At 71.1% G+C, this 22,106-nt stretch carries 18 protein-coding genes, 1 other RNA gene and 2 pseudogenes; 17 read left to right on the top strand and 4 right to left on the bottom strand.

From position 1 onward, the window contains the following. The first annotated feature begins 52 nt into the window (after positions 1 to 52). The 4 genes from AOQ53_RS28080 to AOQ53_RS28065 all read left to right on the top strand — a co-directional run bounded on the left by AOQ53_RS28080 (position 53) and on the right by AOQ53_RS28065 (position 5,583). Complete coding sequence (locus AOQ53_RS28080) at positions 53 to 1,756, top strand: serine/threonine-protein kinase (protein WP_059421461.1); 1,704 nt, start codon at positions 53 to 55, stop codon at positions 1,754 to 1,756. Positions 1,757 to 1,878: 122 nt separating this feature from the next. Further along, positions 1,879 to 3,126: a serine/threonine-protein kinase gene (locus AOQ53_RS28075; protein ID WP_059421460.1), complete on the top strand. Its 1,248-nt coding sequence runs from the start codon at positions 1,879 to 1,881 to the stop codon at positions 3,124 to 3,126. Positions 3,127 to 3,550: 424 nt separating this feature from the next. Continuing rightward, positions 3,551 to 4,657, top strand: a complete 1,107-nt coding sequence (prfB, locus tag AOQ53_RS28070; RefSeq protein ID WP_059421459.1) for a peptide chain release factor 2 — start codon at positions 3,551 to 3,553, stop codon at positions 4,655 to 4,657. 290 nt (positions 4,658 to 4,947) lie between these two features. Continuing rightward, positions 4,948 to 5,583, top strand: a complete 636-nt coding sequence (locus tag AOQ53_RS28065; RefSeq protein WP_059421457.1) for an LPXTG cell wall anchor domain-containing protein — start codon at positions 4,948 to 4,950, stop codon at positions 5,581 to 5,583. Positions 5,584 to 5,697: 114 nt separating this feature from the next. On the opposite strand, the gene AOQ53_RS28060 is transcribed toward AOQ53_RS28065, so the two are convergent. Continuing rightward, the gene (locus tag AOQ53_RS28060) at positions 5,698 to 5,889 is read right to left on the bottom strand and encodes a hypothetical protein (protein ID WP_059421455.1); all 192 of its coding nucleotides are present in this window, start codon (positions 5,887 to 5,889) and stop codon (positions 5,698 to 5,700) included. Positions 5,890 to 6,202: 313 nt separating this feature from the next. On the opposite strand from AOQ53_RS28060, the gene ftsE reads away from it, so the two are divergent. The 5 genes from ftsE (at position 6,203) to ssrA (ending at position 10,200) form a co-directional block, all read left to right on the top strand. After that, the gene (ftsE, locus tag AOQ53_RS28055; protein WP_003990615.1) at positions 6,203 to 6,892 is read left to right on the top strand and encodes a cell division ATP-binding protein FtsE; all 690 of its coding nucleotides are present in this window, start codon (positions 6,203 to 6,205) and stop codon (positions 6,890 to 6,892) included. Between the two features lie 40 nt (positions 6,893 to 6,932). Next, on the top strand, positions 6,933 to 7,850 hold the full coding sequence (gene ftsX / locus AOQ53_RS28050; protein WP_059421452.1) for a permease-like cell division protein FtsX: 918 nt from the start codon (positions 6,933 to 6,935) through the stop codon (positions 7,848 to 7,850). 68 nt (positions 7,851 to 7,918) lie between these two features. Beyond that, on the top strand, positions 7,919 to 9,088 hold the full coding sequence (locus AOQ53_RS28045; protein WP_174523363.1) for a S41 family peptidase: 1,170 nt from the start codon (positions 7,919 to 7,921) through the stop codon (positions 9,086 to 9,088). A gap of 46 nt (positions 9,089 to 9,134) precedes the next feature. After that, positions 9,135 to 9,614 (top strand): SsrA-binding protein SmpB, encoded by a 480-nt coding sequence (gene smpB / locus AOQ53_RS28040; RefSeq protein ID WP_059421449.1) that lies wholly within the window; start codon positions 9,135 to 9,137, stop codon positions 9,612 to 9,614. Positions 9,615 to 9,796: 182 nt separating this feature from the next. Further along, positions 9,797 to 10,200, top strand: a transfer-messenger RNA (tmRNA) gene (gene ssrA / locus AOQ53_RS28035). Positions 10,201 to 10,248: 48 nt separating this feature from the next. Here ssrA and AOQ53_RS41745 read toward each other — a convergent pair. Together AOQ53_RS41745 and AOQ53_RS41740 are read right to left on the bottom strand one after the other, a co-directional pair. Further along, positions 10,249 to 11,252, bottom strand: a pseudogene (locus tag AOQ53_RS41745) (LacI family DNA-binding transcriptional regulator). Then, positions 11,198 to 11,633, bottom strand: a pseudogene (locus AOQ53_RS41740) (MFS transporter); the annotation flags it as partial. The pseudogenes AOQ53_RS41745 and AOQ53_RS41740, both read right to left, overlap by 55 nt. Positions 11,634 to 11,849: 216 nt before the next feature. Between AOQ53_RS41740 and AOQ53_RS28025 the strand changes: the two are divergent. From AOQ53_RS28025 to AOQ53_RS28000, 6 genes are all read left to right on the top strand, one after another. Further along, complete coding sequence (locus tag AOQ53_RS28025; protein ID WP_059421447.1) at positions 11,850 to 12,095, top strand: hypothetical protein; 246 nt, start codon at positions 11,850 to 11,852, stop codon at positions 12,093 to 12,095. 69 nt (positions 12,096 to 12,164) lie between these two features. Next, positions 12,165 to 12,953, top strand: a complete 789-nt coding sequence (locus tag AOQ53_RS28020; RefSeq protein ID WP_408055195.1) for a hypothetical protein — start codon at positions 12,165 to 12,167, stop codon at positions 12,951 to 12,953. Between the two features lie 66 nt (positions 12,954 to 13,019). Then, positions 13,020 to 13,985, top strand: a complete 966-nt coding sequence (locus AOQ53_RS28015) for a LysR family transcriptional regulator (protein ID WP_059421444.1) — start codon at positions 13,020 to 13,022, stop codon at positions 13,983 to 13,985. 162 nt (positions 13,986 to 14,147) lie between these two features. Further along, positions 14,148 to 15,164, top strand: a complete 1,017-nt coding sequence (locus AOQ53_RS28010; RefSeq protein WP_236711848.1) for a hypothetical protein — start codon at positions 14,148 to 14,150, stop codon at positions 15,162 to 15,164. A 210-nt stretch (positions 15,165 to 15,374) separates the two neighbouring features. After that, positions 15,375 to 17,573 (top strand): glycosyltransferase, encoded by a 2,199-nt coding sequence (locus tag AOQ53_RS28005; RefSeq protein ID WP_059421443.1) that lies wholly within the window; start codon positions 15,375 to 15,377, stop codon positions 17,571 to 17,573. After that, entirely contained in the window at positions 17,570 to 18,871 is a 1,302-nt protein-coding gene (locus tag AOQ53_RS28000; protein ID WP_059421442.1) for an acyltransferase family protein, read from the top strand. Before AOQ53_RS28005 ends, AOQ53_RS28000 begins: the two co-directional genes overlap by 4 nt. On the opposite strand, the gene AOQ53_RS27995 is transcribed toward AOQ53_RS28000, so the two are convergent. Beyond that, on the bottom strand, positions 18,868 to 19,404 hold the full coding sequence (locus AOQ53_RS27995; protein WP_059421441.1) for a hypothetical protein: 537 nt from the start codon (positions 19,402 to 19,404) through the stop codon (positions 18,868 to 18,870). The two genes, AOQ53_RS28000 and AOQ53_RS27995, sit on opposite strands and share 4 nt — an antisense overlap. Positions 19,405 to 19,539: 135 nt before the next feature. Between AOQ53_RS27995 and AOQ53_RS27990 the strand changes: the two genes are divergently transcribed. Beyond that, positions 19,540 to 20,493, top strand: a complete 954-nt coding sequence (locus tag AOQ53_RS27990; RefSeq protein WP_059421440.1) for a hypothetical protein — start codon at positions 19,540 to 19,542, stop codon at positions 20,491 to 20,493. A 153-nt stretch (positions 20,494 to 20,646) separates the two neighbouring features. After that, positions 20,647 to 22,032, top strand: a complete 1,386-nt coding sequence (locus AOQ53_RS27985; RefSeq protein WP_059421438.1) for a nitrate/nitrite transporter — start codon at positions 20,647 to 20,649, stop codon at positions 22,030 to 22,032. Positions 22,033 to 22,106: the final 74 nt, after the last annotated feature.

Raw genomic sequence — 22,106 nt, 5'->3', positions numbered from 1 at the left:
ACAGTGGGTCGGACAGGCCAGCAGGCAAGGCAAGCACCAGGGAGCGCATGACGTGCGGCCGGTAGGCAGCAAGTACCTGCTCGAGGAGCCGCTCGGACGCGGCGCCACGGGCACCGTCTGGCGAGCCCGCCAGCGTGAGACCGCGGGCGCCGAGGCGGCCGTGCCGGGACAGCCCGGCGAGACGGTCGCCATCAAGGTCCTCAAGGAGGAGCTGGCCAGCGACGCGGACATCGTCATGCGGTTCCTCCGGGAGCGCTCCGTCCTGCTCCGGCTGACCCACCCGAACATCGTCCGGGTCCGTGACCTGGTCGTCGAGGGTGAGCTGCTGGCGCTGGTCATGGACCTCGTCGAGGGCCCCGACCTGCACCGCTACCTACGTGAGAACGGGCCCTTCAGCCCCGTCGCCGCGGCCCTGCTCACCGCCCAGATCGCCGACGCGCTCGCCGCCAGCCACGCCGACGGCGTGGTCCATCGCGACCTGAAGCCGGCGAACGTCCTGCTCCAGCAGCACGACGGGCAGATGCACCCGCTGCTCACCGACTTCGGCATCGCCCGCCTGGCCGACTCCCCGGGCCTGACCCGCACCCAGGAGTTCGTCGGGACGCCCGCCTACGTCGCGCCCGAGTCCGCCGAGGGCCGCCCGCAGACCTCCGCCGTCGACATCTACGGCGCCGGCATCCTGCTGTACGAGCTGGTCACCGGCCGCCCGCCGTTCTCCGGCGGCTCCGCCCTGGAGGTGCTGCACCAGCACCTGAGCGCCGAGCCGCGCCGCCCGTCCACGGTTCCCGACCCGCTGTGGACGATCATCGAGCGCTGTCTGCGCAAGAACCCGGACGAGCGGCCCAGCGCCGAGAACCTCGCCCGCGGTCTGCGCGTCGTCGCCGAGGGCATCGGGGTGCACGCGAACTCCGCGCAGATCGCCGCCGCCGAGGGTGTCGGCGCGCTCCTGGTGCCCGACCCGGCGCCCGCGCCCGTGCAGGACATGTCAGGCGCGGCCGACCCCACCCAGGTCCTCCCGCAGGGCGCGGGCTCGTACGACCCGAACGGCGCGACCAGCGTCATGCCGCACACCGGCGGCCCGGCCGGCGCCGCCGACCCGACGGCCGTCCTCCCGAACCGGGGCGCGGCCGACCCGACCGCCGTCATGCCGCCGGTCCCGCCGGGCTCGCCCGGCCACCCCGGCCACCCCGGTCAGCAGGGCCAGCAGGGCGGGCCCGAGGACCCGCACCCGTGGCAGAACCAGCTGCGAGCGGCCCGCGACCGCAACGAGCAGACGCAGGTCCAGTACCTCGACCCGAACGAGGACCCGCTGCGCCGCCGCCCCCAGCGGCAGGTCGCCCGGCCCCAGCAGCCGCCGCAGCGCGGCAGGCAGCCCCAGCCCGGGCCCGGCTACGGCCATCCGCAGCAGCAGCCCCAGCAGTACGCCCCGCAGCCGCAGCGGCCCCAGCCGCCGCAGCGTTATGCCCCTCCTGCGCCGCCGCCCCAGCCCCAGCAGCCGCAGCGGCCCCAGCGCGAGCCCCGGCAGCCGCGGCAGCGCAGCGCCAACCGGATGCGGATCCCCGGGCTCGGCTGCCTGAAGGGCTGTCTCTTCACGATCGTCATCCTGTTCGTCGCCGGCTGGCTCATCTGGGAACTGAGCCCGCTCCAGGAGTGGATCGGCACCGGCAAGGGCTACTGGGACCAGCTCACCGACTGGTTCAACACCGTGACCGGCTGGTTCGAGAAGCTGGGCGGGAGCAGTTCGGGCACGAACTGACCGGAACCGCCCTGCGGGGTTGGTGATTTGTCGACACCTGGCGGGTGATTTCTGCCTCCGCAGTGAAGGTTGGCTCTCCGGGCGCGTAGTTTTAACGACAACACGCGTCGGTAGGAGCAGCCTTGGCACGGAAGATCGGCAGCCGGTACACCGCCCACCAGATCCTGGGGCGGGGCAGCGCCGGCACGGTGTGGCTGGGTGAGGGTCCCGAGGGCCCCGTCGCCATCAAGCTGCTGCGCGAGGACCTCGCCTCCGACCAGGAGCTCGTCGGACGCTTCGTGCAGGAGCGGACGGCGCTGCTCGGCCTGGAGCACCCGCACGTGGTGTCGGTGCGCGACCTGGTCGTGGACGGCAACGACCTGGCGCTGGTCATGGACCTCGTCCGGGGCACCGACCTGCGGACCCGGCTGGAGCGGGACCGGCGCCTCGCGCCGGAGGCGGCCGTCGCGATCTCGGCCGACATCGCCGACGGGCTGGCGGCCGCGCACGCCGCGGGTGTCGTGCACCGGGACGTGAAGCCCGAGAACGTACTCCTGGACATGCAGGGCCCGCTCGGCCCTGGCGGCTCCCACCGCGCGCTGCTGACCGACTTCGGCGTCGCGAAGCTCATCGACACCCCGCGCCGCACCAAGGCCACGAAGATCATCGGCACGCCGGACTACCTCGCCCCGGAGATCGTCGAGGGCCTGCCGCCCCGCGCCTCCGTCGACATCTACGCGCTTGCCACGGTTCTCTACGAGCTGCTGGCCGGCTTCACCCCGTTCGGCGGCGGCCACCCGGGCGCGGTCCTGCGCCGGCACGTCACGGAGACGGTCGTCCCGCTGCCCGGCATCCCGGACGAGCTGTGGCAGCTGCTCGTGCAGTGCCTGGCCAAGGCTCCGGCCTCGCGCCTGCGGGCCTCGGAACTCGGGGCCCGGCTGCGGGAGCTGCTGCCGATGCTGGCGGGCATGCCGCCGCTGGAGGTGGACGAGCCGGACACGGAGTCCGCCGAGGAGGCGGACCGGGAAGAGCAGCCCGCCGGACCGGCACCGGCCGGGGAGCGGGTCCGGAGGCGGGGCGCGGTCCCCCTGGTGCCGGGCGCGAAACCGGCCGACTCCAACCGGGACACGCACACCTCGATGCGCGTACCCGCACCCGACGAACTGGCCGGGGGCGCGCACGGCACGGCCCGGGCTCCGCGCGCGTCGGGCACGCCCCGGCCGGGCTCGGCCCGCAACCGCGCGATCGCCCGGCGCCGCCGCGTGGCCCTGGCCGCGGCCGCGGTCGCCCTGGGGGCGGCGATCGGCGTCGGGGCGTGGCTGTCCTCATCGGGCGACGACGCGAGCACACCGCCCCAGGACACGAAGAACTCGGCACCGCAGTCCCCCTGACCCGCCCCGGAGAAGAGCTGAAGGGCGACGGTGACAGTGGTCGGAGCCGGGGTCTGGTCGTCGCCGCCGGGGTGGCGCGGGGGTGGGAGGAGTTTGGCCCTGTTCCCCGTGACCCCCTCCCGCAGGACGGTGGAAGGGCGAGGGTGGCGGTGGTCGGAGCCGGGGTCTGGTCGTCGCCGCCGGGGTGGCGCGGGGGTGGGAGGAGTTTGGCCCTGTTCCCCGTGACCCCCTCCCGCAGGACGGTGGAAAGGCGACGGTGGCAGTGGTCGGAGCCTGGCCCTGGCCGTCGCCGCCGGGGGCGCGTACCCGGCGGGCGACTGGCGCTGGGCGCCGTAGGACGCCGAGACCTCGGAGCCCCTCCCCTTGACCCGTCGGCTCCGACGGCCCGGCGCTGGCCGCCGGGCGGAGCCGTTACGCTGGAGGCGTGGCAGTCGTCGATGTATCCGAAGAGCTCAAGTCCCTCTCCTCGACCATGGAGTCGATCGAGGCCGTTCTGGACCTCGACAGGCTGAGGGCAGACATCGCCGTGCTCGAGGAGCAGGCGGCCGCGCCGTCCCTGTGGGACAACCCCGAAGAGGCGCAGAAGATCACCAGCAAGCTGTCCCATCTCCAGGCCGAGGTGCGCAAGGCGGAGGCCCTGCGCGGTCGTATCGACGACCTCGCGATCCTCTTCGAGATGGCCGAGGAGGAGGACGACCCGGACACCCGCGCCGAGGCCGAGTCCGAGCTCCTCGCCGTGAAGAAGGCGCTGGACGCGATGGAGGTCCGCACGCTCCTCTCCGGCGAGTACGACGCCCGTGAGGCCCTGGTGAACATCCGCGCCGAGGCCGGGGGCGTCGACGCCGCCGACTTCGCCGAGAAGCTCCAGCGCATGTATCTGCGGTGGGCCGAGCAGCGCGGCTACAAGACCGAGATCTACGAGACGTCGTACGCGGAGGAGGCCGGCATCAAGTCGACCACCTTCGCCGTCCAGGCGCCCTACGCGTACGGCACGCTCTCCGTCGAGCAGGGCACGCACCGGCTGGTGCGCATCTCGCCCTTCGACAACCAGGGCCGGCGGCAGACCTCGTTCGCGGGCGTGGAGGTCCTGCCCGTGGTCGAGAAGTCTGACCACGTCGACATCGACGAGAGCGAGCTGCGGGTCGACGTCTACCGGTCCTCGGGCCCCGGTGGTCAGGGCGTGAACACCACGGACTCCGCGGTGCGCATCACCCACATCCCCACCGGCATCGTCGTCTCCTGCCAGAACGAGCGCTCGCAGATCCAGAACCGGGCGACGGCCATGAACGTGCTCCAGGCCAAGCTGCTGGAGCGGCGCCGCCAGGAGGAGCAGGCCAAGATGGACGCCCTCAAGGGCGACGGCGGCAACTCCTGGGGCAATCAGATGCGGTCGTACGTGCTGCACCCGTACCAGATGGTCAAGGATCTGCGCACCGACTTCGAGGTCGGCAACCCGGAGGCCGTGTTCAACGGTGAAATCCAAGGGTTCCTCGAAGCCGGAATTCGCTGGCGCAAGCAGCAGGAGAAGTAAGTTTGTCGACAAGGCAACTGCCGACATCAGGGCGGCAGTTGCCTTTTCTGTGCCCGCATGTCTGGGTTTTACATCACACTCACAGAGTCAGACTCCCGGCATTGCCCCCGTACTTGGACATGGCGCCCGCAAACGCCCTTGACGTGTCTTTGAAAAATGGGAAGGGTAAAGCGCGGCATGCGTGTCTCTGGGGCGCATGTGAACCGGGGGGCTCTTCACCGCAGCTATCCCCGTCGAGCACAGCCCCGAGCGGTGCCTAATGACGATGAGCTACTGGGGGTAGCAACCACATGACGAAGAAGACGCGGATCCGTGTCGCGCGGATAGCGGCCGGCGCCGTGATCGCGGCCGGTGCCTCGCTGACCGCCGCCGGTGCCGCATCCGCCGCGGAGTCCGAGGACTGCCTGCTCGGCATCCTGTGCGCCGACGAGTCGCCCACCCCGACTCCGACGCCGCCGGTGCCCACCGAGCTCCCCACCGACCCGCCGACGGACCTCCCGACCGACCCGCCGTCGACCGAGGAGCCCACCGACGAGCCGACCGAGCCCACGGACGAGCCCACCGAGCCGACCGAGGACCCGACCAGCCAGCCGAGCAACCCGGGCAACGGGAACGGCGGCGGCAACGGGAACGGCGGCGGCAACGGCGGCGGGAACGCCAACGGCGGCAGTGTCGGTGGCGGCAACGCCGCCGACCCCGACGGTGGCACCTCCCCGCAGGAGGAGGGCTCCTCGTCCCTCACCGACACCGGCTCGGACGCCACCCCGGCGGCGCCGCAGGCCCAGGGCAACGGCCAGGAGCTCGCCGAGACGGGTGCCGCGCAGACCACCTTCCTGGTGATCGGCGCCGCCACGATGATCGCCGGCGGTGTCGGCTTCCGCGTCCTGCCGCGCCTCATGGGCGGCCGCGGCGGGACTGCCGCCTGACGGTAGCCGCGTCCGTACGGACGGTAGGCACAGCGCAAAGCCGAGGGCCCGGAGCGAAACGCTCCGGGCCCTCGGCCGTGTCTTTCGGACCGCTGAGTACGCCGCCGCCGGGCGTCAGGCGGTCTGGTGCGCCAGCAGCGCCACCGCGGCGATCAGCACTGCCAGCAGTGCGATCAGCGCCATCGGGTTCAGACCCGAGAGGAAGTTCTCCTGCTGCAGCCGCTCGCGGTTCGCACGGCACACGTGGCACCGGCCCTCGCTCACGGGCGCCGCGCAGTTCGCGCACACCAGCCGGTCGTACGTCATGCGCTCGCCCTCCTTGCGCCGGTTCCTTGTGTGTAACGCTCGCAGTGGTGCGAACGTTCCCTCTCCACTGTGCCAGGTTCCTCCGGAGGCCGCGCGGGTCGCTCCCGGAGGGGTGGGCGTGCATGGTTGCGCGGCGGGGTCTGCGGGGGCTGGGCGCGCCCACGCGGCGGAGCCGCATAGCGACACGGCCCCGCGCCTCTCAGGGGCGTACAAAACGGCATATCCGATGCGCAACCGCGACCGGTGACTGCGATGCCCTGCCCGGTTCGCGTATGGTCACGCTCATCTACCCCCGGCTACCCGTGGTGCATCCGTGATCCGATTCGACAACGTCTCCAAGGTCTACCCCAAGCAGACCCGCCCCGCCCTCAGGGATGTCTCCCTGGAGGTCGAGAAGGGCGAGTTCGTCTTCCTCGTGGGGTCCTCCGGCTCCGGAAAGTCCACCTTCCTGCGGCTGATCCTCCGCGAGGAGCGGTGCAGCCACGGTCAGGTGCACGTTCTGGGCAAGGACCTCGCGCGCCTCTCCAACTGGAAGGTGCCGCAGATGCGGCGCCAGCTGGGGACGGTCTTCCAGGACTTCCGCCTGCTGCCGAACAAGACGGTCGGCGAGAACGTCGCCTTCGCGCAGGAGGTCATCGGCAAGTCGCGCGGCGAGATCCGCAAGTCCGTGCCGCAGGTGCTCGACCTCGTCGGGCTCGGCGGCAAGGAGGACCGGATGCCCGGCGAGCTGTCCGGTGGTGAGCAGCAGCGCGTCGCCATCGCGCGGGCCTTCGTCAACCGGCCCAAGCTGCTCATCGCCGACGAGCCCACCGGCAACCTCGACCCGCAGACCTCCGTCGGCATCATGAAGCTGCTCGACCGCATCAACCGGACGGGCACGACCGTGGTGATGGCCACGCACGACCAGAACATCGTGGACCAGATGCGCAAGCGCGTCATCGAACTCGAGAAGGGCCGCCTCGTCCGCGACCAGGCCCGCGGTGTCTACGGCTACCAGCACTGAGACCGCACCCGAGAGTCACGGAAAGGCATAACCCCTCGCCATGCGCGCCCAGTTCGTCCTGTCGGAGATCGGCGTCGGTCTCCGCCGCAATCTGACGATGACCTTCGCCGTCGTCGTCTCCGTCGCCCTGTCGCTCGCCCTGTTCGGCGGGTCGCTCCTGATGAGCGACCAGGTCAACACCATGAAGGGCTACTGGTACGACAAGGTCAACGTCTCGATCTTCCTCTGCAATAAGAGCGACGCCGAGTCCGACCCCAACTGCGCCAAGGGCGCGGTGACGGATGACCAGAAGAAGCAGATCAAGGCCGACCTCGACAAGATGGGCGTCGTCCAGACGGTCACCTACGAGTCGCAGGACCAGGCGTACAAGCACTACAAGGAGCAGTTCGGCGACTCCCCGCTGGCCAGCTCCCTCACGCCGGACCAGATGCAGGAGTCGTACCGCATCAAGCTGAAGGACCCGCAGAAGTACCAGGTCATCGCCACCGCCTTCAACGGCCGGGACGGCGTGCAGTCCGTGCAGGACCAGAAGGGCATCCTGGACAACCTCTTCAAGCTGCTGAACGGCATGAACTGGGCCGCGCGAGCGGTGATGGCGCTGATGCTGGTCGTCGCGCTGATGCTGATCGTCAACACCGTGCGCGTCTCGGCGTTCAGCCGCCGGCGCGAGACCGGCATCATGCGCCTGGTCGGCGCCTCGGGCTTCTACATCCAGGCGCCGTTCATCATGGAGGCCGCGGTCGCCGGGCTCATCGGCGGCACGCTCGCGTGCGCCTTCCTGCTCATCGCCCGGTACTTCCTCATCGACCACGGACTGGCCCTGGCCGACCAGCTGACGCTGATCAACTTCATCGGCTGGGACGCCGTCCTGACAAAGCTGCCGCTCATCCTCGCCACGAGCCTGCTGATGCCCGCGTTGGCCGCGTTCTTCGCGCTGCGCAAGTACTTGAAGGTGTGACGCATACCAAGAGGGGCCGTGCGGTCAACAAGCCGTACGGCCCTTTCCCTTGTCCTAGACTCACCGGCATGTCAGGTCGTGACCCGTTCTGTCAGCCCCGTCGCATCCGCCGCGGGGCCGCCCTGACCTTGATGTTCGCGAGCGTGCTCGTCGCCGGCGCGGCCACGGGTTCCCTCCCGCAGGCCGAGCGGAAGCCCGCGCCGGACGAGGCCCGTTCGGCCGTCCCGGCCGGGCGCCACGCGGACGTCACCAGGGCGGCCGAGGAGGCCATGGCCGACGGCAAGTCCCCGATGGAGGCCGCGAAGCGCGCCGTCAGCCGCAGCGGGGACCGCTGGGGCGCCGTCTACTCCCAGGGCGAGTACGAGGAGTTCGAGGAATCCCTCGACGGCCAGTACACGGGCGTCGGCCTGTGGGCGCGCAGCGAACGCGACGGCCGTATCGAGGTGACGAAGGTGCGCGCCGGCTCGCCCGCGGCCACCGCCGGGATCCGGCCCGGAGACCTGCTGCGCAGCGTCGACGGCGAGAAGACCGACGGGCGGCCCGTCACCGAGGTCGTCTCCTTACTGCGCGGGGACACCACCGACGCCCCCGCCGGCACCACCGTCCGTCTCGGCCTGGAGCGCGGCACGCGCGCGTGGACCGAGACCCTGCGCCGGGCCAGGCTGTCCGCGGACTCGGTCGCCGTTCGAAAGGTCGCCGGCTCGGTCACCGTCATCCGGGTCGACACCTTCACCAAGGGCTCCGGCGACCAGGTCCGCGAGGCCGTTCGGCAGGCCCCGCCCGGCGCCGGGATCGTCCTCGACCTGCGCGGCAACTCCGGCGGCCTGGTCGCCGAGGCCGTCACCGCCGCCTCCGCCTTCCTCGACGGCGGCCTGGTCGCCACGTACGACGTCGACGGCGAGCAGCACGCCCTGCACGCCGAGCCCGGCGGCGACACGACGAGACCCCTGGTCGCGCTCGTCGACGGCGGGACGATGAGCGCGGCCGAACTCCTCACCGGCGCCGTTCAGGACCGCGGACGGGCGCTCGTCGTGGGTTCCCGGACCTTCGGCAAGGGCTCGGTCCAGATGCCGAGCCGACTGCCCGACGGCTCCGTCGCGGAGCTGACCGTCGGGCACTACCGCACTCCTTCAGGCCGCGCGGTCGACGGCCGGGGCATCACGCCCGACCTGGAGAGCGACGAAGGGGCCCTCCAGCGGGCCGAGACCGTACTGCGCGGTCTGACCGGTCCCTCGTAATCGACTTCCCGCGGGCCCCCTCCGTAGTGCGAAAATGGGCGGCACTATGGCTAAGGAAAAAGGGCGCAAGATGATCGCGCAGAACAAGAAGGCGCGGCACGACTACCTCATCATCGACACCTACGAGGCCGGTCTGGTCCTCACCGGCACCGAGGTGAAGTCGCTGCGCCAGGGACGGGCGTCGCTGGTCGACGGCTTCGTGCAGATGGACGGGCACGAGGCGTGGCTCTACAACGTCCACGTGCCGGAGTACACCCAGGGCACGTGGACCAACCACAGCGCCCGCCGCAAGCGGAAGCTGCTGCTGCACCGCGAGGAGATCGACAAGCTGGAGTCGAAGTCGCAGGAGACGGGTCACACGATCGTGCCCCTCGCCCTGTACTTCAAGGACGGCCGCGCCAAGGTCGAGATCGCGCTGGCGAAGGGCAAGAAGGAGTACGACAAGCGCCAGACGCTCCGCGAGAAGCAGGACCGGCGTGAGGCCGAGCGGGTGATCTCGGCGGTACGGCGGAAGCAGCGGGCGTGACCTGTATCACACGCCGGGGTCGGGAATGCTCCGGCGCAGGGAGGTGTTGAACCCGGTACGACGGCGGGGTGACCGCCGGGAATACGGTGGCATCGGCGGAGGTTGATCCCGTACGATGGCATCTGCACCGCCCAGGCGGTGTGAGCCCCTCACGGCGGGGGCGACGATTGAAAAAACAACATGGGGATGATCGGTTTCGACAGCGGCTGTCGAAGCAGGGGAAGCGTGTCGAGGAAGCGGCCATGATCTCGTAAACCACAGGCCGAAAAAAATAATCGCCAATTCCAAGCGATCCATCTCCCAGGGCGAGCTCGCCCTCGCTGCCTGATCTTCAGGTAGCGAGCAGCGGCTCCCCTACTTAAGGGAGTGTCAGCCCGGGGGTGTTCCCGACCCGGATCCTGGCATCATTTAGGGAACTAAACCTTGATCCCGGTCACGGGGTGAAGAGGGAAACCACACAGTGACTGGGCCCGTCGGAGACTTGTCGGCGTGATCTCCGGGGCCGAGAAAAGCACAGCCGACTGCACACGGAGAAGCCCTGATTCCACACCGTTGGACGCGGGTTCGATTCCCGCCATCTCCACTCATCCCATGTGGGCACAGGCCCCGTCGCTTACGAGCGGCGGGGCCTTTGTCATGCGTGGCCCGTCCTCGCCCGCTCCGTCAGCCGCGGCGGCAGCAGCGTCGCCTCCGGTACGGATGTGCCGTGCACTTTTTCCATCAGGAGTTCCACCGCTCGGGTGCCCAGCTCTGCGGCCGGCAGGGGGACCGACGTGATCGTGGCAGGCTCGTCGGGGCAGACAGCCGTGATCGACAGGTCCTCGGGGATGCGGAGGCCGAGCTGCTGGAAGGCCGTGACCAGGGGTTCCAGCAGGGAGGGCGTTGTGGACGACCACGACCGTCAGGGCGGGGTGTTCGCGCAGCAGCCGGTCCGCGATGTGGTGGGCCTCGGCCGGGGCCGGCACGGCGGGGTGCACCGACGAAGCCAGCCCGTGGTGGTCGGCCGCGGCCGTGAAGCCCGCGACCAGGCGGTGGGCCGAGGCGGTCCTGCGGAGGTAGACCTCCGGTGGCGAGCCGACCAGGGGCACCGTTCGGTGGCCGAGCTGGGCCAGGTGGTGCACGCACGCCTCGCCTGCCGCCCTGTAGTCCAAGTCCACGCAGGTCAAACCGTGCGGATCGGCGGGCAGGCCGAGCAGGGACGGAAGGGCGGTTCAGGGAGCGGAGCAGGGGGAGACGTGGGTCGTGGAGGCCGATGTCCATGAGCACCAAGGCGTCCGCCGGCGCCGGTTCCCTGAGGTGGGTCAGGCCCTCCTCATGGGTGAGGAGGGCCACGTCGTGGTCGTACCCGAGTGCCGCTGTCACCACCGGCCGCGTCACACGCGTCGTCGCCGGTACGTGGACGCCGGTGCGCAGCGGGCCCGCCACGGCCAGGACCTTCGACCCGCCGTGCGCCGGCGCGCCCGACTGCGGGCGGTAGCCCAGCTCCCGGACCGCCGCCTCGACCCTTCGCCGGGTCTCGGCGGAGATCGGGCGCTTGCCGCTCAGCGCGTACGACAGCGGTGCTGGGGGAGGCCCCGGCCCGCGAAGGAGTTGGCGGTGTGCAGCGCCTTGGCGTCGCCGGCCAGTAGGTACGACCAACGGGCCCAGGACATGCCGCCGGTGTTCGGGGTCGTTGCGGTGGCGGCGTAGGAGGCGAACAGGGTCCAGTCGGAGGCGGTGCACGCACAGCAGCAGCGCGAGCGAGCCGAGGACGGCGATCACCGTGGCGGGCAGGGCCACCCGGACCTGCCCGTGCCGGTCGACGAGCCGCGCGGTCCACGGCGCCACCACCGCGGTCGCCGCGAGCCCGGTCGCCGTAACGGCGCCGGCGAGGGCGTACGAGCCCCGCGTCCCAGCGATCATGACGACCGCGCTGACGCTGAACATGCCCATCGGCAGCCGGGCGATCAGGTTCCCGGAGGTGAACGCACGGTCACCGGGCAGCCCGAACGGCCGGTGGTACGAGGTGAGTTGCGGCATGCGTCCACCGTCGCCCGGAGGCGACCGTGCGGTCCGACACCTGTTCCGTACGGACTCATGCACCTGGGTTGCAGGACAGGCGGGAAATGTTCGCTGCCTGTTCTTCATATAGAGATATGGAGAGCCCTTAATGGCGCATTGAAAAGATGCTCAGCCGAGAAATCCTTCACTCGTTTGCCGCGCATCCGCCGAAGTGGGCCGACGGTTAGTCGGTACATGACCGAGGCGACCAGGAAAGACGGTTGGGCGGTAACGCTCGGCCCCTACACCTACATTCCCGCTCCAGCGCACTCGTCGGCCACCGTCAACGGCACGCTCACCAAGGGCGGTTGCCCGGTCGCGCTCCAGGTGACCGAGCCGGTGCTGCGCGCTTTCATCGATGCCATGAGCGTGCTGGAAAAGGACCTCGCCCGGCGCTGGATCAGTGCGACGGAATGGCCCGCTTTCGCGCTTGCGGAATAGTCGGGCCGCGCCATGTACGAAAATGGAATCGAGGGCACCGGTCGGCACCGGGCTCCGGCCAGGGATTACGTGACTCCGCTGACGCCACCGGACCCGACCTGGGACCCGGCGGAGGAACTGGCGTTCATCCTCGAGGAGGCGCTCGGGGAGCAGGAACCGAGGATTCCCGCCTCCCGTGACGCGGCACCGGCCGCTCCCGCGGACCCGGCCCCGGGTGAACGCATGCGGCGGCTCCAGGACATCACCGAGGAACTGCCGCCCGTGCGGGACGTCCCCCGGCGCCACCGCAAGGTCCGGGCCCGCAGAGTCCCGCGCGTGCTCCGCGCCACCAGTTTCCTCGTCGCCGCCCTGACGGCCGTCATCGCCTCCGCGGTGAGTCTCCTGAGCGGCATGGTCGCCTACTACCCGCTGCGCCTGGTCGGCGTGTCCCCCGCGGAGCGCGGCCTCGGCGCCTGGTGGCCCCTGCTGGTGTACGGGCCCTGGCTGGTGGCCTCCCTGTCCGTCCTGCGGGCCGCGCTGCATCAGCGCCGTGCCGTGCACTCCTGGTGTGTGGTGTTGGTCTTCTCGTGCGTCGCCGTGCTGCTGTGTGTCGCCCAGGCGCCGAGGACCGTCCTCGGTACCGCGGCTGCGGCCCTGCCCGGGCTGGCGGCGCTGGCGTGCTTCCAGCAGGTCGTCCGCCAGATCACGCTGACCCGTCCGCCCATGCGTACTGTGCCTCGGCATCGCCTCGGGCAGGTTCCGTCGAGGGATTCCGGTGGGGATGTTCCGGGGTGCGAAGTGACCGGTGCGGGTAATGGTGCGGTTCCGGGTGAGCGTGTGGGTGAGGGCGAAGGGCCTGAGCGGATGGCCGGAGCCTGAGGAGGCCGCCGGGGCTGAGAGGTCGCCGGGGAGTGGGCGGGAAGCCCGCCGCTGTAGGTTCACGGCATGCCCGGCCACCTCGACCTCCGACTCCTGCGTGTCTTCGTCACCGTCGCCGAGGAGCTGCACTTCACCCGTGCCGCGGTACGTCTCCACACAGCCCAGCAGGCACTCAGCCGGGACGTGCGGCGGCTGGAGCGGGAGCTGGGTGCCGAGTTGTTCGTGCGAACCACCCGGCAGGTGACGCTCACGCCCGACGGAGAGCGGCTGCTGCCGTACGCCCGTCGCGTGCTCCAGGCGCAGGAGGAACTGCTCGCCGCCTTCGACCAGGCCCGGCCCCTGCTGGTGGACCTCAATTCCCCGGGCCTGGTCACACCGCGCCGCGTGCTGCACCGGGCGCGTGAACTCGTCCCCGGGCATGAGCTGATGGCCCGCTACGAGAGCGGCCTGACCGGGGCCGCCGGGGAGTTGCTCGCGGGCCGGCTGGACGCGTCGTTCGGACGGTTCGCCGGGCTGGACCCGGCGCTGCGGGCCGGGCTCGACCACCAGCCCGTGCGGTACGAGCCGATGGCTGTCGTACTGCCCGAGGACCACCGGCTTGCCCCGCTGGCGGAGGTGCCGCTCGCCGAGCTGGCCGGCGAGACCGTCTACGCGGGCGCCGGCAATCCCCGTACGCCGGAGTGGACCGGCCTCGCGCGGCTGCTGTTCGAGGGGCGGGGCATCGAGATCGCGCCACCGGCACCACTGGCCGTCGGGGAGGAGGAGTTCCAGCGGGTCATGGCCCGTACGCGCAACCCGGTCCTGGCCGTCGTGGGGTTCCCGGCCCTGCCGACGACGGTGTCACGTCCTCTGGTCGATCCCGTGCCGCTCTCCCCCGTGTCGCTGGTGTGGCGCAAGGGCCTGAGGCACCCCGCGCTCGACGCGCTGCGACGGGCGGCGGCGCTGCTCGCGCGTGAGGAGGGGTGGCTGCGGAGGCCCGCCGGGGGGTGGGTTCCGGCCACCGATGATGTCCTCATGGTGTCTCACCGCTGACACGATTCCGCACGTGGTCCGCACACAACCTCCGCGTGCGCTACATTCGACGCCTGAGCACGGTGTGGTAATGGGGGGCGCTCTGGACGGGTTGGGGACCCGGTCCGGACGACGAGTGCTCAGGTCGTACGCGCACCTGAACCATCCCGTGGGGGGAAGTGCGTGCGTGTGAAACCGTGGCGAGAAGACGCCCAACCCGAATGGCCCGAGGTCGCAACGGCGACCGGTGAACTCCTCGCGGACGGCAGAGCCCGGGACCGGAGAGGCACGCAGGTCTTCGCCGGCGGCGACGTCCAGGTGACGGGCACCCGCCCGCCCGCCGGGACGGAGCTGACGGAGATACTGCGCGGCATTCCCCGGCAGAGCGAGGGCGAGGCCGACTCGTTCGCCGCGGATTCCGGAACCCTGCCGGCCGTCCGCGACCCCTGGCAGGAGGACGCCGACCCGGTCGGGCACGTCCGGGCCGGGACCCTCGCCGCGCACACTCACGACCCGCACGAGGTCACCGTCCAGCTCGACGCCGTTCAGCTCGGGGACGGGTTCGTGCGGCAGGTCGAGGAAGACACCGGCGCGAGCACCGCCGACCGGCCCGTCTTCGTGGACGAGTCCGGTCGCCGCAGCCGTCGCCTCCGCCGGATCGGCATAGCCATCGCCCTGGCCTGCGGGGTCTACGCCGTCGTCATCGTCGCCACGCTGCTGTCGGGCAACTCCAACGCGCCCTGGCTGCCCGTGCCGGGCCAGCAGGAGGGCCAGCCGGCCGGGCAGGTCGACACCCCGTCGCAGCCCACGGAGTCGGCACCGGCCGGTGACACGGGCGCCACCGCCCCGGGCAGCGCGCCGACGACCGACGAGGCCACGGCACCTGCGCCGGGCTCCACCGCCCTCGAACCTGCGGCCTCCGCGAGCCCGGGCCGTTCCGGTACGACCGCCAGGCCCTCGCCGACGGCGACCCCGACCACACCGGCCCCGGGGAAGGGCGTAACCGAACCGACCCCGACCGAGCCGGCGGACCCGCCGACCACGCCGGCGACCGACCCGACGCCGACGGTCGAGCCCACGCCAGAACCGACCGAGCCCACGGGCGCCGACGACAGCGGCGGCACCGAAACGGTCGCCGAAGGCCCGCCCGAGACGCAGCCCGTCGCCCAGCCGCCCGCCGCGCAGCCGCCCGCCGCCTAGATCCGGTCGCGAGGGCGGCGCCCGCCGCGTCCGCCCTCCAGGTGACACCCGGGGGAAGGGCGCTCAGGCGTCCCAGACCTCAGGCCCCGAGCTCCCGGTCCCGCTGGAGCGGAGGGGCCCGATGACGCCGCGGAGCACGCCGGCCACGTCCCCGCACCACCTCGTCCCCGCAGCACTTCGTCCCCGCACCACCCCGGAGTACCACCACCCATGGCATCCCATACCCGACGTTCCGGGCCCGCTCCCCGAGCCCGCGGCGGCTCCAGGCGCCGCCTGCCCCTGCGCCTGCTGCTGCCCCTGCTCGTCCTCGTCGCGCTGATGGCGATGCTCATGCTGCGCGGCTACGTGCACAGCGAGATCCTCGCCGACCACCGGGTCCGGCCGCCCGCCGCCACCGACCAGGTGCCGGAGAAGATCATGCGAGGCGGGCCCGTCATCGACACCCGCAGCGGCCGCACGGAGAGCCTGCGCCTGCCCGACCGCCGCCTGGTCCTCACCTTCGACGACGGCCCGGACCCGGTCTGGACGCCGAAGGTCCTGGACGTCCTGAGGAAGCACGACGCGCACGCGGTCTTCTTCGTCACCGGCACCATGGCCTCGCGCCACCCGGACCTGGTCCGGCGCATGGTCGCCGAAGGCCACGAGGTCGGTCTGCACACCTTCAACCACCCCGACCTGTCCTACCAGTCCAAGAAGCGCATCGACTGGGAGCTGTCCCAGAACCAGCTCGCTATCTCGGGCGCGGCGGGCATCCGCACCTCTCTCTTCCGGCCGCCGTACTCCTCCTTCGCCGGCGCCATGGACAACATGTCCTGGCCGGTGACCGAGTACATCGGCGACCGCGGCTACATCACCGTCGTCAACAACACCGACAGCGAGGACTGGCGCAAGCCCGGCGTCGAGGAGATCATCCGCAAGGCCACGCCCAAGGGCGGCAAGGGCGCCATCGTCCTGATGCACGACTCCGGCGGCGACCGTCACCAGACCGTCGCGGCACTGGACCGCATGCTGCCCGACCTGCGCGAGCAGGGCTACGAGTTCCACAACCTCACCGAGGCCCTCGACGCCCCGAGCGCGCACTCCCGGGTCACCGGCCTCGAGCAGTGGAAGGGCGAGGCGTGGATCTTCCTGGTGCAGGCCTCGGAGCACCTCACCGACGGGCTGGTGGTCGGCCTCGCGATCGTCGGCACCCTCGTCATCGGCCGCTTCGTTCTGATGCTGCTGCTCTCCGGGCTGCACGCACGCCGGGTGCGCCGCCGCGGCTTCAGCTGGGGGCCGCCGATCACCGAACCGGTGTCGGTCCTGGTCCCGGCGTACAACGAGGCCAAGTGCATCGAGAACACGGTCCGTTCCCTCGCCGCCAGTGACCACCCCATCGAGGTCCTCGTCATCGACGACGGCTCCTCCGACGGCACGGCCCGGATCGTCGAGGCCATGGGCTTGCCCAACGTCCGGGTGGTCCGCCAGCTCAACGCGGGCAAGCCGGCCGCGCTCAACCGCGGTGTGGCCAACGCCCGCTACGACCTGATCGTGATGATGGACGGCGACACGGTCTTCGAACCGTCCACCGTGCGCGAACTGGTGCAGCCCTTCGGCGACCCGCGCGTGGGCGCGGTCGCGGGCAACGCCAAGGTCGGCAACAAGGACACCCTCATCGGCGCCTGGCAGCACATCGAATACGTGATGGGCTTCAACCTCGACCGCCGGATGTACGACGTCCTGCACTGCATGCCGACGATCCCCGGCGCGGTCGGAGCCTTCCGCCGCAGCGCGCTGGAACGGGTCGGCGGCATGAGCGACGACACGCTCGCCGAGGACACCGACATCACCATGGCCCTGCACCGCGACGGCTGGCGGGTGGTCTACGCGGAGAACGCCCGTGCCTGGACCGAGGCGCCCGAGACGGTCCAGCAGCTGTGGTCCCAGCGCTACCGCTGGTCGTACGGCACCATGCAGGCCATCTGGAAGCACCGCCGGGCCCTGGTCGACAAGGGCGCCTCGGGCCGCTTCGGCCGCGTGGGCCTGCCCCTGGTGTCCCTCTTCATGGTCGTGGCTCCCCTGCTGGCCCCGCTGATCGACGTGTTCCTCGTCTACGGCCTCGTGTTCGGCCCGACCCAGAAGACGATCATCGCGTGGCTCGGCGTCCTGGCGATCCAGGCGGTCTGCGCGGCCTACGCCTTCCGGCTCGACCGTGAGCGCATGACGCACCTCGTCTCCCTGCCCTTGCAGCAGATCCTCTACCGACAGCTCATGTATGTCGTCCTGCTCCAGTCCTGGATCACCGCCCTGACCGGCGGCCGGCTGCGCTGGCAGAAGCTGCGGCGCACCGGTGTGGTCGACGCGCCCGGCGGCGCCCCCGTACCACGTCAGCGGTCCCAGAGCAGCGGCGAGCGGAGGCCGGTGGCATGACCCACGGAAACCCGATCCCCACGTCGTCGGCGGCGTCCGGCATGCCGGGGCCGCCGTCGTACGGCATCCCGCAGCAGCGCACGACGGACCCCGCGGCCACGGGCGAAACCGCCCCCGAGGCGGCGCCGCGCCAGGGCGGCGGCCGCGACCGCTACCTGGACCTGCTGCGCTCGATCGCCCTGGTCCGCGTCGTCGTGTACCACCTGTTCGGCTGGGCGTGGCTGACGGTGCTGTTCCCGTCGATGGGCGTGATGTTCGCACTGGCGGGCGCCCTGATGGCGCGCTCGCTGAACCGCCCGGCGCTCGAGGTGATCCGGGGCCGGATCCGCCGGCTCCTGCCCCCGCTCTGGGCGTTCAGCGCGGTGGTGCTCGCGATGATGTTCGCGGGCGGCTGGAACCCGCTGAAGGACCCGGGACACGGCGGCACCTGGGGCCTGATCGACCTGTTCAACTACGTCTTCCCCGTCGGCGCCCCGCCCTTCCCCTGGCACCTCGGCGCCAAGTCCGGCCTGCTGGAGGACACCTGGGCGGTGCAGGCGGCCGGCCCGCTGTGGTACCTGCGGGCCTACCTCTGGTTCGTCATCGCCTCGCCGCTGCTGCTGTGGGCGTTCCGCCGGGCACCGTGGCCGACGCTGCTGGCACCTCTGGGCCTCACGGCGGTCGTCGGTACGGGCCTGGTGAAGATCCCCGGTGAGACGGGCAACGCGGTGACGGACTTCGCGGTCTACGGCGGCTGCTGGATCCTGGGCTTCGCCCATCACGAGGGCCTGCTCAAGCAGATCCCCCGCTACCTGTCGATCTCCTGCGCGGCCCTGCTGATGGCCTTCGGCCTGTGGTGGGCCTCCGGCCACCTGGGCCCCGACGGCTGGGACCTGAACGACATCCCGCTGGCCCAGGCGGCCTGGTCCTTCGGCTTCGTGGTGATCCTGCTCCAGTACTCCCCGTCCTGGCGCGAACTCCCGGGCCGTCTGGCCAGGTGGGACACGCTCGTGACCCTCTCCAACAACCGCGCCGTCACGATCTACCTCTGGCACAACCTCCTCATCATGGCCACGATCCCGATCCTCGACCTGCTCTACGAACTGCCGTTCCTCCAGAGCGACGGCGCGGTGTCCGCCCTGGACACCACGTACACGATCTGGATGTTCGTCCTGGTCTGGCCCCTGATCGGCGTAGCGATCCTGGCGTTCGGCTGGGTCGAGGACGTCGCGGCGAAGCGCAAACCCCGGTTGTGGCCGAACAGTGCGCCTCGGGTCAGGGCCCGAGGGAGCCGGAGGCGACCGGCACCCGGCGGCTAAGCCGGCCCGGCATCGGCGAGGGCGGATGATGAGCGGCCATCGCCGAAACCGAACCGCTCCCGAGGGACCATCGCGAGCGGCATCCAGCCGAACCCGACGGCGAAGACGGCGACGACGGTGGTGATCTGAGCCGGGAGGAACCACCCCAGCTGGGCGACGAGCAACGCCACGACCAGCAGCCAGACGTCGAACACCAGCACGGCCAGCACCTTGCGCGCCGCGGCACCCGGGCCGCCCCGGGGCGTGGCCTCGGTCCCCCGCACCATGCCGAAGAAGATCACCGGCAGCATCAGCCCGGTCAGCCCGCCGACCCCGATGCCTCCCACCACCAGGGCGTGGTGCCCGTCCTCGGGCACCACGCTCGACAGCGGGGCCGCGTCCACCGCCCTGCCCAGCAGGGCCACGGCCGCGAACGCGCCGAGCGTCGCCGTCGCCACCGCGAGGAGCGTTCCCGCTCCGAAGGCGACGTTTCCGGCAAAGGAGCGCCGCGGGCGCTGCGCCTCCGGCCGCCCGGCCCCCGACTCAGCGGACATGGACTCTCCCCTTCCCGTGTGGGGTCCGCTGGAGGATAACGGGACCCCGTTCCCCCGGGCTTTCCCGGTGTGGAAAACTGCCTGAGTTGCGCATGTGAACAACTGTGCCCAGTGGGTGGCCGGGGGAGCGTGGGGATGAGTAAGCGGCAGACACAGAAGATGCTGCGGCTGATGGCGAGCGGAGAACCGGTCGAGCTCACCAGCCCGATGGCGTCCGTGAAGAAACTCGCCCGGCTGGCCTGCGTCGCCCAGCAGTTCGGCTACGAGTACGCGGACGTCCGGCAGAGCACCGGCCGCAGCGGCGCGCTCACCATGCTGATCCTGCCCGACCCCAGCCCGCAGGCCCGGGCCCGGGCCGCACAGAACTGGGCGCAGTACCCGGGCGCCGGCGACGGCGTCTCCCTCCCGCCGCTCGTGCCGGACGCCTTCGAGCTCCTCAAGGCCCGCATCAACTTCGACCTCACCGGCAAGAACGCCGAGAAGCGCATGGGCTACGCGGCCCTCGGCGTCACCCTCGGCTGCGTGGTTCTCGCCTTCCGCGCCGGCGGTGAGTCCTTCGACTTCGCCGCGACGGGCGTGGTGTGGCTGCTGCTCATGGCGCTCCTCGGCATCGGGCTGCTGGTCACGCGCAAGCGCAACACGAAGTTCGCCGCCAGGTTGCAGGCGGCCGGCTTCATGCCGGTGACCGATGAGAACGGGCGGGTGCGGTATCTGCCGCCGGGGCAGCCGATGCCGGGACACGGCAATCCCTTCGGAGGCGGGCCGTACGGCGGCGGCCCGGGGGCCGGGGCTCCGGGTTACGCGGGTGCGCCGGGTCAGCCGCCCGGGGTGCCGGGCCCGCCCGGCGGGATGCCCACCCCGGCCGCGGGCGCCCCCGCGGGCTACGGACAGCAGGCGCCGGGGCCGTACGCCCAGCCGGCGCCGGGGCCGTACGGAGCCCAGCCGGCCTCCGGCCCGTACCCTGGTCAGCCGGCCCCCGGCCCGTACCCCGCCCAGCCCGCGCCGGGCCCGTACGGTGCTCAGACCCCCGGCCCCTACAACCAGCCGTATCCTCAGCAGAGCCCCCACTGGCAGCCCCCGCAACGCTGACACAATGCCACCGAACCTCTCATCCCGCCCAAGGCCGGGGTGAGAGCAAAGTTCCCTCGCGGTCACCCGCTGGCACAGTCACGAAACGCGTCCTCCCTACCTTCGGGATCAGCACTCATGGAACGACCGAGTCCCGGAGCAAGTGGAGGCGTCATGACAGGCCCTGGCACGGCACCCGCACCCCCGAGCAGGGGCGGACGCTGGATCCAGCACTGGGATCCGGAAAACGAGACCTTCTGGAAGGAGACCGGGGAGAAGGTCGCCCGCCGGAACCTCTTCTTCTCCGTACTCTCCGAGCACATCGGCTTCTCGATCTGGACCCTGTGGTCCGTGCTGGTCCTCTTCATGGGCCCGGAGTACGGACTGACCCCGGCCGACAAGTTCATGCTGACCTCGATGGTCACGCTCGTCGGCGCCGTCGTCCGCGTCCCCTACACGTTCGCCGTAGCGATCTTCGGCGGCCGGAACTGGACGATCATCTCCGCCGGCCTCCTCCTCGTCCCGACCGTCGCCGCGTTCACCGTGATGGAGCCGGGCACCTCCTTCTCCACGTTCCTGCTCGTCGGCCTGCTGGCCGGCATCGGTGGCGGCAACTTCGCCTCCTCCATGACCAACATCAACGCCTTCTTCCCGCTGCGGAAGAAGGGCTGGGCCCTCGGCCTGAACGCGGGCGGCGGCAACATCGGCGTACCGGTGATCCAACTGACCGCGCTCGGGATCATCGGCGCCGGCGGCGGGCCGCGGGTGCTGCTCGGGATCTACATCCCGCTGATCCTCGTAGCCGCCGTCATGGCCGCGCTCTTCATGGACAACATCGAGAACGTGAAGAACGACACCGGTGCCGCCAAGGACGCCGCGCGTGACGGCCACACGTGGATCATGTCCTTCCTCTACATCGGCACGTTCGGATCGTTCATCGGATACAGCTTCGCCTTCGGGCAGGTCCTCCAGAACCAGTTCGGACGCACCCCGCTGGAGGCGGCGTACGTCACCTTCATCGGTCCGCTCCTCGGCTCGCTGATCCGGCCCCTGGGCGGCTGGCTGGCCGACAAGTACGGCGGCGCGAAGATCAGCCTGTGGAACTACGTCGGCATGGGCGTCGCGACGGCGATCCTGATCGGTGCCTCGATGGAGAAGTCGCTGGCGCTGTTCACCGTGGCGTTCGTGGTGCTGTTCGTGCTCAGCGGACTCGGCAACGGCTCGACGTTCAAGATGATCCCGGGCATCTTCCAGAACAAGGCCCTCGCCAAGGGACTTGAGGGTGAAGCGGCCGCTGCCTACGGGCGTCGCCTCTCCGGCGCCTCCATGGGACTCATCGGCGCGGTGGGCGCGCTCGGCGGCGTCGGCATCAACCTCGCCTTCCGCCAGTCCTTCATCTCCTACGGCTCCGGCACCGGCGCCTTCGTCGCCTTCCTCGCCTTCTACGCGGTCTGCTTCGCGGTCACCTGGGCCGTATACCTTCGCCGTACGGCACCCCGGGTACCCGCCACGACGGCGACCTCGGAGGCGGAGCCGCAGCTCAGCTACGCCAAGGTGTGACGTAACACCGTCGACATCATGCCGATCCGGGCCTGTCACGAGCCGTTGACAGGCTCGATCGGCATGTAGGTACG

Source organism: Streptomyces azureus (genome assembly GCF_001270025.1).
Taxonomy (GTDB): domain Bacteria; phylum Actinomycetota; class Actinomycetes; order Streptomycetales; family Streptomycetaceae; genus Streptomyces; species Streptomyces azureus.
This window is presented reverse-complemented; position numbering and strand designations above follow the sequence as displayed.